At 28.7% G+C, this 15,944-nt stretch carries 15 protein-coding genes, 1 tRNA gene, 2 rRNA genes and 1 riboswitch; of the genes, 6 read left to right on the top strand and 12 right to left on the bottom strand.

Features of this window, described 5'->3' with window-relative positions; all coding sequences use genetic code 11:
• Window positions 1-31 precede the first annotated feature (31 nt).
• The 9 genes from B2P65_RS10075 to rrf (B2P65_RS10115) form a co-directional block, all read right to left on the bottom strand.
• On the bottom strand, window positions 32-1,765 hold the full coding sequence (locus B2P65_RS10075; RefSeq protein ID WP_346880096.1) for a CotH kinase family protein: 1,734 nt from the start codon (window positions 1,763-1,765) through the stop codon (window positions 32-34).
• A gap of 19 nt (window positions 1,766-1,784) precedes the next feature.
• Window positions 1,785-2,471 carry a DUF4956 domain-containing protein gene (locus B2P65_RS10080; RefSeq protein WP_346877171.1) on the bottom strand — a complete coding sequence of 229 codons (687 nt, stop codon included), beginning with the start codon at window positions 2,469-2,471 and terminating at the stop codon, window positions 1,785-1,787.
• A 26-nt stretch (window positions 2,472-2,497) separates the two neighbouring features.
• Window positions 2,498-3,184, bottom strand: coding sequence for a polyphosphate polymerase domain-containing protein (locus B2P65_RS10085; RefSeq protein WP_346880097.1), 687 nt, complete (start codon window positions 3,182-3,184; stop codon window positions 2,498-2,500).
• Window positions 3,185-3,530: 346 nt separating this feature from the next.
• Window positions 3,531-3,648, bottom strand: a 5S ribosomal RNA gene (gene rrf / locus B2P65_RS10090).
• Between the two features lie 82 nt (window positions 3,649-3,730).
• The gene (locus tag B2P65_RS10095; RefSeq protein WP_346880098.1) at window positions 3,731-4,078 is read right to left on the bottom strand and encodes a PH domain-containing protein; all 348 of its coding nucleotides are present in this window, start codon (window positions 4,076-4,078) and stop codon (window positions 3,731-3,733) included.
• 138 nt (window positions 4,079-4,216) lie between these two features.
• On the bottom strand, window positions 4,217-4,579 hold the full coding sequence (locus B2P65_RS10100; RefSeq protein ID WP_346880099.1) for a hypothetical protein: 363 nt from the start codon (window positions 4,577-4,579) through the stop codon (window positions 4,217-4,219).
• Window positions 4,580-4,887: 308 nt separating this feature from the next.
• Window positions 4,888-5,625: a trimeric intracellular cation channel family protein gene (locus B2P65_RS10105; protein ID WP_346846311.1), complete on the bottom strand. Its 738-nt coding sequence runs from the start codon at window positions 5,623-5,625 to the stop codon at window positions 4,888-4,890.
• A 90-nt stretch (window positions 5,626-5,715) separates the two neighbouring features.
• Window positions 5,716-5,815: riboswitch (glycine riboswitch) on the bottom strand.
• A gap of 410 nt (window positions 5,816-6,225) precedes the next feature.
• Window positions 6,226-6,301: transfer RNA gene (locus B2P65_RS10110), tRNA-Lys, on the bottom strand.
• 5 nt (window positions 6,302-6,306) lie between these two features.
• Window positions 6,307-6,422: ribosomal RNA gene (gene rrf, locus B2P65_RS10115) — 5S ribosomal RNA — on the bottom strand.
• Window positions 6,423-6,806: 384 nt separating this feature from the next.
• On the opposite strand from rrf (B2P65_RS10115), the gene B2P65_RS10120 reads away from it, so the two are divergent.
• Window positions 6,807-7,271, top strand: a complete 465-nt coding sequence (locus B2P65_RS10120) for a hypothetical protein (protein ID WP_346846310.1) — start codon at window positions 6,807-6,809, stop codon at window positions 7,269-7,271.
• Between the two features lie 51 nt (window positions 7,272-7,322).
• Here B2P65_RS10120 and cysS read toward each other — a convergent pair whose 3' ends face one another.
• A complete protein-coding gene (gene cysS, locus B2P65_RS10125) occupies window positions 7,323-8,729 on the bottom strand; it encodes a cysteine--tRNA ligase (RefSeq protein ID WP_346846309.1) in 1,407 nt (468 codons plus the stop codon).
• 483 nt (window positions 8,730-9,212) lie between these two features.
• Here cysS and B2P65_RS10130 point away from each other — a divergent pair, with 483 nt between their 5' ends.
• A complete protein-coding gene (locus B2P65_RS10130) occupies window positions 9,213-10,817 on the top strand; it encodes an amidohydrolase (protein ID WP_346846308.1) in 1,605 nt (534 codons plus the stop codon).
• A gap of 77 nt (window positions 10,818-10,894) precedes the next feature.
• Here the strand turns inward: B2P65_RS10130 and B2P65_RS10135 are convergent, their stop codons facing one another.
• Entirely contained in the window at window positions 10,895-11,272 is a 378-nt protein-coding gene (locus B2P65_RS10135; RefSeq protein ID WP_346846307.1) for a hypothetical protein, read from the bottom strand.
• A 193-nt stretch (window positions 11,273-11,465) separates the two neighbouring features.
• On the opposite strand from B2P65_RS10135, the gene B2P65_RS10140 reads away from it, so the two are divergent.
• The 3 genes from B2P65_RS10140 to B2P65_RS10150 all read left to right on the top strand — a co-directional run bounded on the left by B2P65_RS10140 (window position 11,466) and on the right by B2P65_RS10150 (window position 14,046).
• Window positions 11,466-11,690: a DUF378 domain-containing protein gene (locus B2P65_RS10140; protein ID WP_035134290.1), complete on the top strand. Its 225-nt coding sequence runs from the start codon at window positions 11,466-11,468 to the stop codon at window positions 11,688-11,690.
• 182 nt (window positions 11,691-11,872) lie between these two features.
• The gene (locus B2P65_RS10145) at window positions 11,873-12,511 is read left to right on the top strand and encodes a DUF2284 domain-containing protein (protein ID WP_346880100.1); all 639 of its coding nucleotides are present in this window, start codon (window positions 11,873-11,875) and stop codon (window positions 12,509-12,511) included.
• A gap of 89 nt (window positions 12,512-12,600) precedes the next feature.
• Window positions 12,601-14,046: an NADP-dependent glyceraldehyde-3-phosphate dehydrogenase gene (locus B2P65_RS10150; RefSeq protein ID WP_346846305.1), complete on the top strand. Its 1,446-nt coding sequence runs from the start codon at window positions 12,601-12,603 to the stop codon at window positions 14,044-14,046.
• Window positions 14,047-14,103: 57 nt separating this feature from the next.
• Here B2P65_RS10150 and B2P65_RS10155 read toward each other — a convergent pair whose 3' ends face one another.
• A complete protein-coding gene (locus B2P65_RS10155; protein WP_346846304.1) occupies window positions 14,104-14,814 on the bottom strand; it encodes a lysophospholipid acyltransferase family protein in 711 nt (236 codons plus the stop codon).
• A gap of 121 nt (window positions 14,815-14,935) precedes the next feature.
• On the opposite strand from B2P65_RS10155, the gene B2P65_RS10160 reads away from it, so the two are divergent.
• Window positions 14,936-15,820, top strand: coding sequence for a ComEC/Rec2 family competence protein (locus B2P65_RS10160; protein ID WP_346846303.1), 885 nt, complete (start codon window positions 14,936-14,938; stop codon window positions 15,818-15,820).
• Window positions 15,821-15,944: the final 124 nt, after the last annotated feature.

Here is a 15,944-nt window from a genome sequence, read left to right on the forward strand (position 1 = left end):
AGATATATACTCTTAGATAGCTTTTAGTATTTTATACATGATATTTTTTTCTTTTAAACCTTAGCACTACTATTATTGCTGAAATAATTCCTAGGAGACATATGCCATATATTATCAAATTAGATTTAATATTTGTATCATTTGACGTATTTATCCTCATATTATTTAGAGAATTTTCTCTATTAATATCACCTGGATTATTTCCTGGCTTAAAGGTACCCTGAGGAGCTCCTTTTTCAGGATTATTCTGCATATTGTTTGCTTTTTCTCCAATCCCCATTCCCTTTTCAGGATTATTATTCTCTTTTATATCTTGAGGAATATCCTTTCCCTCTCTATTACCTCCACCACCTTGACTACCAAGGGCAGATAAATTTAAATTAGTAGCCATATTTCCAGTAGAAGTAGAGGATTGGGATCCAGAAAGTTGAGCAGATATACTCTTAGCTCTGTCTACTCCATAGGTAATTAACTCAGGAACAGAAGCTACATATTCTTCGTAAGTATAAAAGGCTGTAGCATCATTTTTCACATAATCACCAATTAAATTATCTATATTATTAATTGTTTCAGTAAATACTCCACTATTTACATAATCCTGAACTATTTCATTAAGGTACTCGTGATATTTTTCTTTATACTCTTCTACTTCCAGAAGCTTTCCTATAAGTGGACTACTTTCTAAACTATCGGCTACAGGATTATCAATGGAAAAGTTTATAACATTACTTGCACTTTCTCCTTGAAATGCTCCAAAGGCTAAATTATAATCCCAAGGAAGTATTGAACATATTCCATCTTGTTCATATAGATAATAATTATGTTTCATGTTTGATGCATAACTGTCTAAATTTACAACAAAAGTATTTACTGCAAAATATCTTAATACTTCATCTACATCTAAATATTTTTCTATGTCATCAATATCTTCATTAAGGCTTTTTATCATGGCTATTATTTTATCGTAGTCATCTTCATTTGTATAATCAAAAATCGCATTTTCAAATATAGTAGAATAATTAGAATGCTCATCTCCAGAATATACTAAGTCTGCTCCACCAGTATTTCTTCCCATAGGCCCATTGATTTCTTTGCCTTTTTCCATAGGCATATTGTTTTTTGCCATATTAGTAGTTTCAGGTTTATATAAATTTCCACCTGTTGTTCCATAGTATCTTTCAATATAGCTTTCTTCCATAACCTCAAGGGCTAAGTATAAACCCCAAGGCTCTCCATTTAAGGTGATGCTAGCATACTGAAACGCTGGAGTAGAAACTCCCATTTTGTTTAATAGATCATAGGAAAGATATTCTTTCATATAAGTTGTATCCTGCATCATATTATTTAATGCTAATTTCTCAAGGCCTTTAAGAGTTTGTCCATCGATATATTCATCAAATTTAACTTTAAAACTATATCTATCCGTAGTATCATCATTAGCAATTTGTGATAATGTTGTATTTCCCTTAGCTCTAAGCCCAACATTATAGTAAGTTTCTCCGTTAATAGTTATATTGGCACTATAATATTCTTCTTCCATAGCATTATCTGCTAGTTCATTCCAAAGTTTCTCATCTATATCTATATCAATTTCCATAATATCATCTTTGTTAAAAAGATTTGTTATATACTCTGGTCGGGTTGTTTTCTCTGTAGCATTTGCTTCAACCGTAGACATATCAATAGTTGCCATTACTCCAGCCAATGCCAGACTTAATGCCATAATTATTGCTATAAAAATATTTATATACTTATTTGAAATCACTTCATACACCACCTAAATATTAAGACATGTATTCTCCGTTGTAACTTACTAACACTGCATTGTTTACTCCTGATATACTGCTAATTTCATTTACAAATTGAGTAGACATTTCTTTTAATCTTATTTCTACTGTTAATTCAATATTGCTCCCTGCAGAAACGGTTTTAGACTTCACCACATATTTTTTAACATATTTATTAATATACTCCATGGCATTATTTTCACTTCTATCTCCCTTACAACTTACAACTAAGATATAAGGATTATCAATACTTTTCTTATTTGCAAATACCATAATCATAATTCCTATAAATGCTGAGCCAAATACTGCAAGAGGTATTAATCCTGCGCCTACAACAATTCCTACACTTATTGACCAAAATAAAAATGCAATATCCATAGGTTCTTTAACTGCTGTACGAAACCTTACAATTGATAAAGCACCAACCATACCAAGTGAAAGTACTACATTAGAAGTAATTGCAAGAATAATTAATGTTGTAACTAAACTCATTGCAATAAGTGAAATACCAAAACTTTCTGAGTACATTACGCCTTTAAAAGTTTTCTTATATACTAAAAATATGAATAGTCCAATAGCAAGAGCTAGTCCTAGGGCTATAGCTACATCTACAATTGAAAAACTTGATGCCTTTTCTAAAAAACTTGATTTTAAAATATCATTAAAACTTAATGCTTTATCCATTTTTATCTCCTCCAAATAACTTAATTTTATTCATAAATTCTGCAAGCTGCATATTTTGAAAAAGCAGAACTTTCTCTATCTTTTCTTTGAATCATATCTCTAATAATTTCAGAAAAAAACTCATCAAACTTAACCTCTAAAACTATAGGACTCCTTCCTGGCATTCCTATGGTAGCAAGGTTATCATTAAAAAAATTTTGTGAATATAAACCACTCTTAATGTTACTATCAAAGGTAATTCTCACGTTTCCTGGCTTGAATACATATGCTTCCCTTGTATATTCAACTATAGTCTTAGGACGTAATAAATCATATTTCATCTTTGAGTATAACTCTGTTAAAATAGGCTCCTTGTATTTAAATATGTCATCAATATTATTTTTTATTATATCTTCACATTGATTCATAGATATACTTGTTGCAATCTTACTGCATAATCCATTAACTTTACTTTTTTTCTCTAATTTTATAAAAGAATGGTTATCATTATAAATTCTTAATCTAAATTTTTCTCTATTATTTACTCCATTAATTTTTTCCATTAATGCCTTATTATTAATATTATCAAAATATAGACTCTTTACAGTATAAGTACCCTTATCTCCTGCATTCTCATCTAACTGTGCAATATTTTTTAATCTGTTTTTAATTGCCAAATAGTCTGAAATATTTATTAAATGCTTTATCTCGTGTCTAAATTTAACTTGTTTCATATAAATCACCTCCTTGTGTCATCTAGTACAATCCTATACTAAATTACTTAGCTTAAATTTATCTTAAATTTATTTTTATCTACATTACCTATATATTTAGTTTTAATCTTTATTTACAAATGATTGTCTAATAACATAAACTTGGCTAATAATAGCTGATTTTGCACAAAAAAGAAGAGATAAAAAACTATCTCTTCTTCTTTATATTTTAAAGTCACCGTATATTATATCTTTAGTTAATTTAAGATTTTAATAGATTCATTAATAAATATGTTAAGCATATTAATAATAAACCATTATACATCCTTTTATCTTGCTTCTTTAAAGTTTTTAGCTTCTGTTTTATACCCGGCAATAACTACTTTTCCCACATTTTCATTAATGTAGTATATATAGCCTATTAGAACTTAACTTACGTGTTCGGAATGGATACGGGTGTAGCCTCTAATAGTATACTCACCAGATTTAAATTATTATTATTATTATTTACTATTATTATAGATAATAATCATTAAACCTTGAAGTTTCTTTTGGCTACTTATTTTATTATAAATTTTTATTTATACTATCTACAAAATTATGTACATCTTTGCTTATGATAAATTTTATTGAATAAGATTTTTCTTTTCCAGCTATAAAAATTTTATGGCCAAGTTTTTCTTCATTAGCCTCTACATATTCAATATCTTTATATTCTATAATGTCATCATAAACTAGGAAAAATCTTTTACCACAAAATCTGATTTTTTCATTAGTGGTTACTAGTATCCCTGTCATTGTATTTTGTCTTCCATTTACAGTACTTTCAAAAGCACCTTCCACATAATAATTTATAACTTCATTTTTATTAAGCCTCTCTTCAATTAGTTTTATCAATTTTTCTCGTCTAGTCATCTTACAATCCTCCTAAAATAATAGTCATCACTATATATATATTAATATACAGTGATGACCATTTCTATATTTGATACATGTTTATTTTAATATTTTATCTATAAATATTTGCATTTAAGTTATTGATAATACTATATTTTACCAGAAAAATCCACCAAATGGGCATATGCAGAATAATAGTATTAAAATTATCCACCAATCATCTCCGCTTGAGCATTGACAATGGCATGGTGGGCATGGTCTTGGACATGGTGGACATGGTTTTGGACATGGTGGGCATGGTTTTGGACATGGTGGGTATGGTCTTGGACATGGTGGACATGGTCTATGATGTGATGGCTTACAATCATGTCCCCAATTTCCATCTTTGCCTCTAAAGGACTCTTGTTCAAAATCTACTCCATCCGGTTGTCCATATCTGAAATCTTGAGCAAACATTTCTGCTGAATAGTCTTGTTCATTATTTTCATCATAATAGAAGAATTCATTATTATTTAACATATTATATTTCTCCCCACTTTTTAATCAATTTTATAATAGTTTCTAACAACTAAACATTTTATAGGAACCTATAATACTATAAAATATTTCTGTCTAGATCTAGTATATTAATGTTTATTTACATTAAGAATTAGCTTCAATAGCTGTTCCTAATAATATAATATGTACTCATAATAATTATGTGATGTTTATTTATAAAAAATATTAGAAATAAGAAGTCACTACTTTTTGCAATATATCCAGTAGATATATTCACGTAATGTACTATTAAAATCTATATGAGCTTTTTCTTTACTTAATTATTGGCCCTATAAGTTTATATCATACTTGTCAGAATTAGATATTGGTAAATTTAATTTGAGTCTTATAGATATAGCTCTGCATAATAATATTATTGTAAAGCATACCCAAAAAGTTATATCGTAATTCACTTCATAATAGTTAAATAAGTAAAATACCGATGCTCCAAGTATTGATGCCACTGCATAAATCTCCCTTTTAAAGATCATTGGAGTATCCTGAACAAAGGTATCCCTTAAAATTCCGCCTCCAACACCTGTAATTAATCCCATACAAACTACTAAAAATATATTGCTATGAGCTTGCTTAAAAGCTAAATTTGCACCTAATATTGTAAATGTAGCAAGTCCAATTGAATCTAAAATTAATATTACTTTTTTTAAGATAGCTATTTGCTTTCTCCTATTAGCTATTTTAAGTACTTGTTCCTCACTCATATATTTATTACCCTGAGATTCAGAAATAATTTCTTTTCTTTTAGATGTAGTGTACATACTAGATAATTTAGGATATCCGTAAAAAGCCATAATAGATACCACTATACTTATAATAAAATAAGTAGGGTTTATAAAAGCAGTTGGTGGTGTTTGTCCTAAGGTTATATCTCTAAATATTCCACCCCCAATAGCTGTAATAATTCCTAAAAATATAACTCCAAATAAGTCTAATTTTTTTTGCATCCCTACTAAAGCTCCAGAAAATGCAAATGCCACTGTTCCAACAACTTCAAAAATAATTAATAGCATAATTATATTCTCCTCTCTACTTATATGTAATAATATTCCAATTCAATATTTTGCATTATAAAAGGAGTAAAAAACATAATTAATAAATGCTTTTTACTCCCTGTCCTTTTATCTGAAAGATTCCCTATAAAGGTTGCTTCGTTGATGCTCTTTAATTATTAATGTAAAGAGTCTCTCCAGGGTTATGTCCTGCTATTGTATTCAACCTGAAAGTTTCAAGTTAATTAAAAGCTTGTAATTAACTCTTTCTCCTACGGTTACTTAGTCTTTAAAAAACTAAGTATCTTCAATAACATTCATCCATACAATATTAAATTTAATTTTCTTCCTTACTTAATTTATATGAATTTTTCATATAAATCAAGCCATTTTATAATATTAAATACTAAATTGATTATCTATACGATTTCAAAATTTAAAAGCAATATATTCTATCCCTGTAATTTTCAACAGAGCTTTTTCCATACTTAGAACTGGTTCTCCTTTAGGAGCAATGGATATCTATGGACTTAACTCCTCTTTACTCTCACTTTGAAAGACATAGGAGTAAAGACCTTGTAATCAACCTATAAAAAAAACACCTTATAAAATAAGGTGTTTTGGTGGCTCACCGGGGGATCGAACCCCGGACACCATGATTAAAAGTCATGTGCTCTACCGACTGAGCTAGTGAACCAAACTACCTGGCATAACCTATCCTTCCACACAGCCTCCCGTGCAGTACTTTTGGCTCTTTGAAGCTTAACCGTCGTGTTCGGCATGGTTACGGGTGTTACCTTCAAGATATGCTTACCAGATAAGTACATAGAAATTATAATTATCTTTGTACTTATACAAACTAAATAAGTTTGTCTTTAATGAAGAATTTTTTAATTTTTCATTAGCATTGCGATAATACCACTAACTTAGTTGTTGATATACGGATATTGCTCATATAGAAAAAGTCTGCAATATCATCGCCCAGTTAAGAAAATAACTATTTTCTTTATCATCGAATACTCTCAATGACTTTTATTATTTTACTCGATTATTTATCCCATGTCAATAATATTATCTATATTTTTATACATTTTTCTGCATATATATATTTTGCCATAGTTGAAATCACATGTAAAATGAATATATATATACTCTATTTAATATACTTAATATATGAATTTTAAATTTCCAAGGAGTATTTTATGGAGGATATAAGCAAAATATCTACTAGCATAGACAATTTAACAGCACTAATATCATCTAGCCTAGATAAAATAAATGAAAGTTCTTCAGAATCTGCTTCTGATCCCAGCACTTTACTTTCTCTTAAAAGTGAGTTGCTTTCTTTAACTGAAATTACTACTAGCCTAAATGTGCTAAAAACTCAGCTTAACTTATTATCTCTTAATGATTATGAAGTTTTATATGTAGCTAATTGTATATCACCTTTGCTTCAAATATTAATTCAGCTTTCTAATACTTCTTATCTAACTATGGGCACAACACAATTATTAAATAATTCTACTATCACTAAAAGAAAAACCTCTAAATTGAAAAAAGCTGAAAAAACTGCCTATAAAATTCTTGAGCAAATTAACTGTATATATCCTGTATTGGAATGTAGAATATATAACTTTATTAATAACATATGCAATTGTGAGGATTAACAAAAACACATGGAGTTACTTTCAAATTCACCCCATGTGTTTTTATTTTATTTACTTTACTCTCCAAGAAGTTCCTTCTTTACTATCTAGCACCTCTATATTCATCTCTAATAACTGTGCTCTAATTTCATCTGATCTTTTATAGTTTTTTTCTTTTCTTGCAATATTTCTTTCTTCAATAAGATGATTTATTAGTTTCTCATCCACTTCAATAGCCTCTTTTTCAATAGTCATTAAATTAAGTGAGAAAACTTTATCAAAATCTTCAATTAAAAATGCTTTCTCTTTATTATTTAATTCACCATCTTTTATAACCTCATTAAGTACTGTAAATGCATTGGCTATATTTAAATCATCACTTATTTGAGTTTTAAATTTTTCTTGATATCCGCTAATAAGTTCTTTATTGATATTATTGGTTTCATCAATATTAGTTAATATAGTGCCTATTTTTTTCTTTAATGCCTTATAGCCATTTTGAGCATCTTTTAGACTTTCAAAACTAAATACCAGTTGTTTTCTATACTTAGATTGTAAGCAGAAATATCTATAATCTAAAGGATTAAATCCTTCTTCTTCAAGTTTAGATACTGTTAAAAAGTCTCCGCTTGATTTAGACATTTTGCCTCCATCTAATACTAAGAATTCTCCATGAACCCAGTAATTTACCCATTTATGACCTAAAGCAGCTTCTGATTGAGCAATTTCATTTGTATGGTGAACTGGTATATGATCTATTCCACCACAGTGAATATCAATATTCTCACCTAAGTATTTAATACTCATGGTTGAGCACTCTAAGTGCCATCCTGGAAATCCTCTACCCCAAGGAGAATCCCATTGCATTATTTGATTGGAGAATTTAGAATTTGTAAACCATAGTACAAAATCTAAAGGATTCTTCTTATTTGGATCTATTTCTATTCTACTACCAGCTTCTAACTCATCTATACTGAGATTTGCAAGCTTTGTATAATCTTCAAATTTATCTATTTCAAAATATACATTTCCATTTGATTCATATGTGTAACCACGTTCTTCAAGCTTTTGAACAAATTTGATCATATCCTCTATGTGTTCTGTTGCTCTACATACCACTGTTGGTTTTTTTACATTTAGCTTTTTACAATCTTCAAAAAAAGCATCTTCATAAAATTTTGCGATTTCCCATACTGTTTTATGCTCACGACTTGCACCTAGAGCCATTTTATCTTCACCTTCATCTCCATCTGATTGAAGATGACCTACATCTGTTACATTCATAACATGCTTAACTTTATAACCTACATACTCTAAGGATTTTTTTAATGCATCCTCAAATATATATGTTCTTAAGTTTCCTATATGGGCATAATTGTAGACAGTAGGGCCACAAGTATACATTCCAACTTTATTTTTATTGGCAGGAATAATTTCTTCTTTATTTCTAGTCATGGTGTTGTATAAATAAAAACTCATCTCATGTCTCCTTTACATATTTCTTATAACTAATGTTTTAATGATAATTACTGTTCTGTAACTTATCTATATAATGTATGCTTAACTATATTTATACTTTACATAACATTAAACTGTTCTTATTCTAAATCATATTAGTATAAAATATAAAAAACTACAGAACCAACTGTAGCTTAAATAACGATTAAAATTTTTATCAATTATTAATTACATTATTATAGCTCAGTAGTATCTTGTTAAATTATACATATGTTACAACAGCAACAACAACATCTACACATAATAATGCTCTCCTTTAAAATAATTTATATTTAAATTTTATCATATAATAATTATTTTACAAGTTATATGTATAAATAACCCTACAATTTATTTAAAATTTCTCAACAACTAAAACCTTTACAAGTTTTAAAGAGGATTTTATATTATTCTAAAGAATAACTATATATATTATGTAACTATATTATAATAGGTGGTGATTATATGTCTATAGATATATACGTTAATGGAAACGTCGTATCCTTGGATAACAATAAGATTTATGAATCCTTTGCTGTGAGAGATGGAAAGTTTCTAGCAGTAGGATGTAATGAAGACTTGCTATCATTATTTTCCAAAGAGGATTGCAAAGTTACAGATTTAAAAGGCAATACTGTAGTTCCAGGTTTTAATGATGCTCATATGCATCTACTTAATTATGGATTTCAAAAGACTGCAGTAAGGCTAAATAACTTATCCTCCATAGATGAAATGATTAGTGTTGTGAAGTCTTATATTAATAAAAACAATATTCCAAAGGATACATACATAATTTCTAGAGGTTGGAATGATAACTATTTTAAAGAACAACGACTTCCTAATAGATATGATCTGGATAAAATCTCCTGTTATCATCCAATTATATTTTCTAGAATATGTGGCCACATAGGGGTAATTAACTCAAAAGCTATTGAACTCTTAGGTATAGATAAAATGAAAGAAAATCCTACTGGCGGTGCTATAGATAGAGAAAATGGAGTTCCTACTGGAATTCTTCGTGAAAATGCTTTAAATATTGCACTTAGTAAGGTTCCTACCACTTCTGTAGAAGAGATAAAATCTTCACTCCGTAGCGCCTTTGATGACTTAATTAAATGTGGCATAACCTCTGTCCAAACTGAAGACTTAACTCACTGTAGAAGTTTACCTAATTTAATTCAAAGTTATAGAGAGTTAGAAGAAGAAGGCAACCTCCCTGTAAGAATAACTCTTCAGCTATGCCTTAATACTGATGAATTATTAGAGGAAGCTAATAGTTTTGGTTTGAAGTCAAAGGTAGGTAGTGATTTTATTAAGGTCGGAGGTCTTAAACTTTTTCAAGATGGCTCTTTAGGTGCTCGTACTGCAGCTATGATAGATAACTATGAGGATACTCCTGGTAATGGTATTAGTATTTATTCTCAAGAGGATTTAGATAATTTTGTTACTAAGGGTTTTAAACAAGGATTTCAAATTATTATCCATGGTATTGGAGATAGAGCTTGTGAAATGATATTAAATTCCTATGAAAAAATTTCTAAAGATACTGAGGATAATCTTAGACCTGTTATAGTTCACTGTCAATTTACTAATGAGGATTTATTAAATAGATTCAAGGAGCTCAATGTAATAGCTAATGTACAACCAGCTTTTATTATGAGCGATTATCCTATAGTTGAAAAAGCTGTAGGCAAAGCTAGAACTAAAAGTAGTTATGCCTTTAATTCTATGATACAGAAAGGCATTCCTGTAGCCTTTAGCTCTGATGCTCCTATTGAAAGTTTTAATATAATCGAGGGAATCCATGGAGCTGTAAATAGAACAGATTTAAATAATAAACCTGAAGGTGGCTTTAATATTAATGAAGGTGTTACTGCTTTAGATGCTTTAAAAACTTATACTACAGGACCTAGTTACATGTCCTTTGATGAGGATATAAAAGGCAAAATTAAAGCAAATTATCTAGCTGATTTTGTAGTTTTATCTCAAGATATAACTGCTGTACCTAAAAATAAAATTAAAGAAACTAAAATTTTAGAAACCTATGTTAATGGAATAAAGGTTTTATAACATATAAAAAATAAAGAAAAGGATGTAAGTATTCAATTATACATGCATCCTTTTCTTTATTTAATTCAATTATATTTTTATTTATTATTAGGATTATTTTTAACTCTATTAGGTTTTGCCTTTGGTTTTATTACTATATCATTTTTATTGCTATTAGGTTTATTATAAGCAGCCTTGGCAATTTTATTTTGAGTCTTAGACATGAAGCCACACAAATCCCAAAACCATAGAAATAATATAACGGATATACCTGGTATTACATAATTTGTTACTAACACTGGTAATGTTGTAAATACTAGTGGTGGTACTACAAACACAATAAAAGCTATTATAAGTACTAACCATTTGTTTATTTTTATTTTGTCAAATACAAATTTCTTTAGTAAAGCATATATACCTAATACTATAATTGAAAATAATAAAATACTTCCTAAAAATATTAATACATTTTTCATAAAATTCCTTCTTTCAAATATATTGTAACTAAATAGTATTATATAATATATATCTATAAAAATGTACTTACTATAACAGATTTTTAATATGTTCACAAAATATTAATAATAGGATTTTTTATGATTTTTTGTTTAAAATTTAAAACTAATGGTAATACTATCAACTGTAATCTATTTAAAAGGAGATGTTTTTATGAAAGTATTAGACTCAATTGCACTAATTTTAGTTATTGTTGGTGCGGTAAACTGGGGCCTAATAGGATTATTCCAATTTGACTTAGTTGCAATTTTATTTGCAGGTTCTAGTGCCTTCGGTGCTATAAGCACATTTAGTAGAATTGTTTATGCCATAGTAGGATTAGCAGGTCTTTATGCTATATCATTCTTTGCAAAGAGTAAATATACTGATGTGGAATAATTTCTAAAGCCGCAATTGCGGCTTTTTTATTTTATAATTTTATAGGATTTATTTTGTTTTTAATTTATAATAGTTTAGATAGGTTGGCAATAGCATAATATAATTTAAATAAATTTTTTAACTTATATAAAAATGCTCTATGCTTAAATATCCTATGAAAAACTTAGCTGAGGTGTTATAAAATGATAAAATATATTTCTTATGATGTTAAAAAATGTAGTATATATGAATTGTTAAAGTATTATACTCCTGAGATAGTAAATAAATACTGCGAAAGTTGTAATAAATTTAATAAGGTATGGTCTTGTCCTCCACTCTCTTTTAGTGATTTAGAATATGTTTCTAAATACAAATATTGTTATGTAATTAGTGGTAAAACCTATATAGAGCAAATTCCAAAGGAAGAACTAAATGATATTGTTACCTACTCTCTATGTAAATATAGTGATATAAGTAATAGCACTGATAAATTTACTAATACTTTTAATGGTCTTTATTATAGTTTTAGAGAATTTAATGATAATAAAATACTCTCCTTAGAATCTTATTATAATGACAGCATTGCACTATTTTCTGGAAGATGCCTAATTTGCAACAACTGCTCTCGTAGCAATAACATGCCTTGTATATTCCCAAGGAAATTAAGATATTCATTAGAAGGTCTTGGTTTTGATGTATGCGGGATAGTTGAAAATATTATTAATGATAAAATTCAATGGAGCAGTAACTCAACACCAGAATATGTAACCTGCGTATCTGGATTGCTTTCCAATTTAGATATTTCTGAAGATAAAATTTTGCAAATATTGCATAATAATTAAAACTTAATATTCTATTTCTAGTATTTAAACTTACCTCTTTGATAATAATATTATTAATAAATAAAAAATATGAAAGAGGTGGTTTTTCTTTGTTCAAATGTGTAAAGAAAGAAAATCATTACTGTAATTTAGTAAATGGTCAATGGATGACAACGGAAAATACTATAGATATTTTTTCTCCTAGCGATAACTCATTAATAGGTACTATACCTCAAATGAGTCAAGATGATGTGGATAAGATAATAAGTTTTGCTAAAGAAAGCCAAAATTCCTGGAGTGATGTACCTGTAAGTAAACGTTCTGAAATCTTACATAAAGCAGCAACTTTGCTTGAAGAAAATTGTGATGAATTATCTAAAGTTCTTATGATGGAAATAGGCAAAGATATTAATTCCTCTATTTCTGAAGTAAAGCGTACTGCAGATTTTATAAGATTTACTGCAGATGCTGGTAAAAATCTAGAAGGAGAAACAATAGCTGCTGATACTTTCCCAGGATTTAAAAAAAATAAGATGAGTCTAGTTCAAAGAGTACCTATAGGCTTAGTCCTTGCTATATCACCTTTTAACTATCCAATTAACCTATCAGCTTCCAAGATTGCTCCTGCCTTAGTTGGTGGTAACAGTGTTATTCTTAAACCTCCAACACAGGGTGCTGTAAGTGCTCTTCATCTTATTAGGATATTTCAAGAAGCAGGTGTTCCTGATGGGGTAATAAACTCTGTTACTGGTAAATCTTCTGAAATAGGTGACTATCTGGTTACTAACGACAATATAAACTTTATCAACTTTACCGGTTCTACGGAAGTAGGTAAACATATAGCTAAAATTGCTGGTATGGTACCTATGATTATGGAGCTGGGTGGAAAGGATGCTGCCATTGTACTAAAAGATGCTGATTTAGATGATACAGCTAGAGAAATTGTTTCAGGTGCATATAGTTATTCTGGCCAAAGATGTACAGCTATTAAACGTGTATTAGTTACAGAAGATGTTGCCGATGAATTATCCTCTAAAATCTTGGAACAAGTAAAAAAACTCACTATAGGCACTCCTGAATCTGGAGCTAAAATTACTCCTTTAATTGATAAAAAATCTGCTGATTTTGTTGAAGAGCTTATTCAAGACGCCTTAAGTAAAGGTGCAAAATTGCTATGTGGTAATAAGCGAGAGGGTAACTTACTACACCCAACTCTTTTTGATATGGTAACTAGTGATATGCGTATTGCATGGGAAGAACCTTTTGGTCCTGTACTCCCTATAATTAGAGTAAAGGATAAAGATGAAGCAATTGAAATTGCTAATAAGTCTCAATATGGACTTCAATCCAGTGTATTTACAAGAAATATTAATGATGCCTTCTATGTAGCTAACAAATTAGAAGTGGGGGCTGTTCAAATAAATAATAAGTCTGAAAGAGGACCAGATCACTTCCCATTCTCCGGTGTTAAAGCTTCAGGTATGGGTACTCAAGGCATAAAATATAGTATTGAAGCTATGACTAGACTTAAATCCATAGTATTAACCATAGACTAAATTAAACTTAATAGAAAAGCTTCAAAGAAATTTTCCTTGAAGCTTTTTATTTATATATTATATATTCTCATCTTGTGATCTTGCTATTATCTCTCTACATATCTCAGATAAATTAGCTTTTTCCTCTTTACTTAAGTCCTCCATATAAATTGGTTTATGAAAAATAATTTGAGCTTTTAAATCTTCTGGATCTCCCTCTAATCCCTTATAGGTTCCATTTACCGTAATTGGTATCACTGGTACATTAGCCTTAACTGCAAGTTTTAGGCTTCCCTTTTTAAAATCACCTACACCCTTGTCTCTATTTCTTGTACCTTCTGGAAATATAAGCATAGATCTGCCACTTTTTATTATTTCTATAGCTTGAAGGATTGCCTTTAAACCTTCCCGTCCATTTTCTCTATCTAAAAATACACATCCTAATTCCTTCATCCAATAGGATATAACCGGTACTTTCTTCATTTCGATTTTAGCCACAGCTCCTGCAGTATCTTTTATATTCATCATTATTACAGGTATATCTAGCATACTTTGGTGATTTGAAACATAAACACATGTTTGATTTAATAAGTTTTCACTACCTACAACATGAACTTTTAATTCAGAATATTTAATTGTAGCAGCAGCCCAGTCCTTCTCTAAATTATATAAGTATTCTTCCCTTTTTTCTTCTGTTAATTTATTTTTACATATTGAATATGTAATTCTTTTAATGGCAATTTCAAGCATTTTAAAAGAAAATTTTATTCCAAATCTTAATTTTCTCAAATAATTCACGTCCTTTTTTAATGTTTACATTTAATTATATCAATAATATGTATTCTGGTGAAGTATATATTGAAATTTTGTCAATACTTTATATATTACATGTACTACTTAAGGAGGTCTCATGAAAAAATTTTATAAAAGTAATAGAACTCTATTTATATTATCTATAATATTTTTTGTCTCCTTTTTCTTACTAGGTTATACTAGCAAAAATAGTATTAATACTAAATTGAAGGATTCAGAAACTAGGATACATTTTATAAATGTTGGCCAAGGAGATTCTATTCTTATTGAGAATAATAATTTTAATATTTTAATAGATAGTGGACCAAATAGCGCTAAGGACACTTTAATTTCTTATCTTAAAAAATATAAAATTAAAAAATTAGATTACCTTATTGCATCTCATCCTCACGAAGATCATATTGGTTCTATGGATGATATAGTTAATAATTTTTATATAGAAGAGTTTATTATGCTTAAAGTTTTATCCACAGATAAGAATTTTTCTAACTTAGTAAACGCACTTAAAAGTAAAGGACTTACAATTAGAAATATTAATGACGATCTTAAAATTCAACTTTCAGAGGATAATTATATAGATTTTCTATGGACCGGTGATATCTCCGATGATAATTTAAACAATCATTCTATAGTAATAAAATATATAAATAAAAATACCTCATTTTTGTTTACTGGAGATATGGAAGAAGAAGTTGAAAATATTTTATTAGCTAGTAAAAAATCTTTAGAATCTACTGTATTAAAAGTAGCACACCATGGAAGTAAGACTTCATCTTCCAAAGGATTTTTATCTAAAGTAAACCCTAGAATAGCTGTAATAAGTTGTGGCATGGGAAATGATTTTGGTCATCCTCATAAAAATACTTTAAAAGCATTGGAAAATCTAAATTCTAAAATACTTAGGACTGATATAAATGGAAACATTATAATAAAAACAAATAATGATAAATTAATGATATCTACTGAACATGAAGGTAGCTAATATTAAAAGTATGCAACATAGCTAATATTTAATTAATAGCTATGTTGCATACTTTTCAAATATATTATCAAAAAATAAAAAAAGCCTTACTTTGTAAGACTAAAAATGGCTCCGCGAAGAGGAT

This window comes from Clostridium sp. UBA3061, from assembly GCF_002367465.1.
Taxonomy (GTDB): Bacteria; Bacillota; Clostridia; order Clostridiales; family Clostridiaceae; genus Clostridium_J; species Clostridium_J sulfidigenes.

Bases quoted from the DNA above. Each gene is read 5' to 3' on its own strand.
- B2P65_RS10080 (WP_346877171.1), bottom strand. From the start codon at position 2,471: ATGGATAAAGCATTAAGTTTTAATGATATTTTAAAATCAAGTTTTTTA.
- B2P65_RS10085 (WP_346880097.1), bottom strand. From the start codon at position 3,184: ATGAAACAAGTTAAATTTAGACACGAGATAAAGCATTTAATAAATATT.
- B2P65_RS10095 (WP_346880098.1), bottom strand. From the start codon at position 4,078: ATGACTAGACGAGAAAAATTGATAAAACTAATTGAAGAGAGGCTTAAT.
- B2P65_RS10100 (WP_346880099.1), bottom strand. From the start codon at position 4,579: ATGTTAAATAATAATGAATTCTTCTATTATGATGAAAATAATGAACAA.
- B2P65_RS10105 (WP_346846311.1), bottom strand. From the start codon at position 5,625: ATGCTATTAATTATTTTTGAAGTTGTTGGAACAGTGGCATTTGCATTT.
- B2P65_RS10120 (WP_346846310.1), top strand. From the start codon at position 6,807: ATGGAGGATATAAGCAAAATATCTACTAGCATAGACAATTTAACAGCA.
- cysS (WP_346846309.1), bottom strand. From the start codon at position 8,729: ATGAGTTTTTATTTATACAACACCATGACTAGAAATAAAGAAGAAATT.
- B2P65_RS10130 (WP_346846308.1), top strand. From the start codon at position 9,213: ATGTCTATAGATATATACGTTAATGGAAACGTCGTATCCTTGGATAAC.
- B2P65_RS10135 (WP_346846307.1), bottom strand. From the start codon at position 11,272: ATGAAAAATGTATTAATATTTTTAGGAAGTATTTTATTATTTTCAATT.
- B2P65_RS10140 (WP_035134290.1), top strand. From the start codon at position 11,466: ATGAAAGTATTAGACTCAATTGCACTAATTTTAGTTATTGTTGGTGCG.
- B2P65_RS10145 (WP_346880100.1), top strand. From the start codon at position 11,873: ATGATAAAATATATTTCTTATGATGTTAAAAAATGTAGTATATATGAA.
- B2P65_RS10160 (WP_346846303.1), top strand. From the start codon at position 14,936: ATGAAAAAATTTTATAAAAGTAATAGAACTCTATTTATATTATCTATA.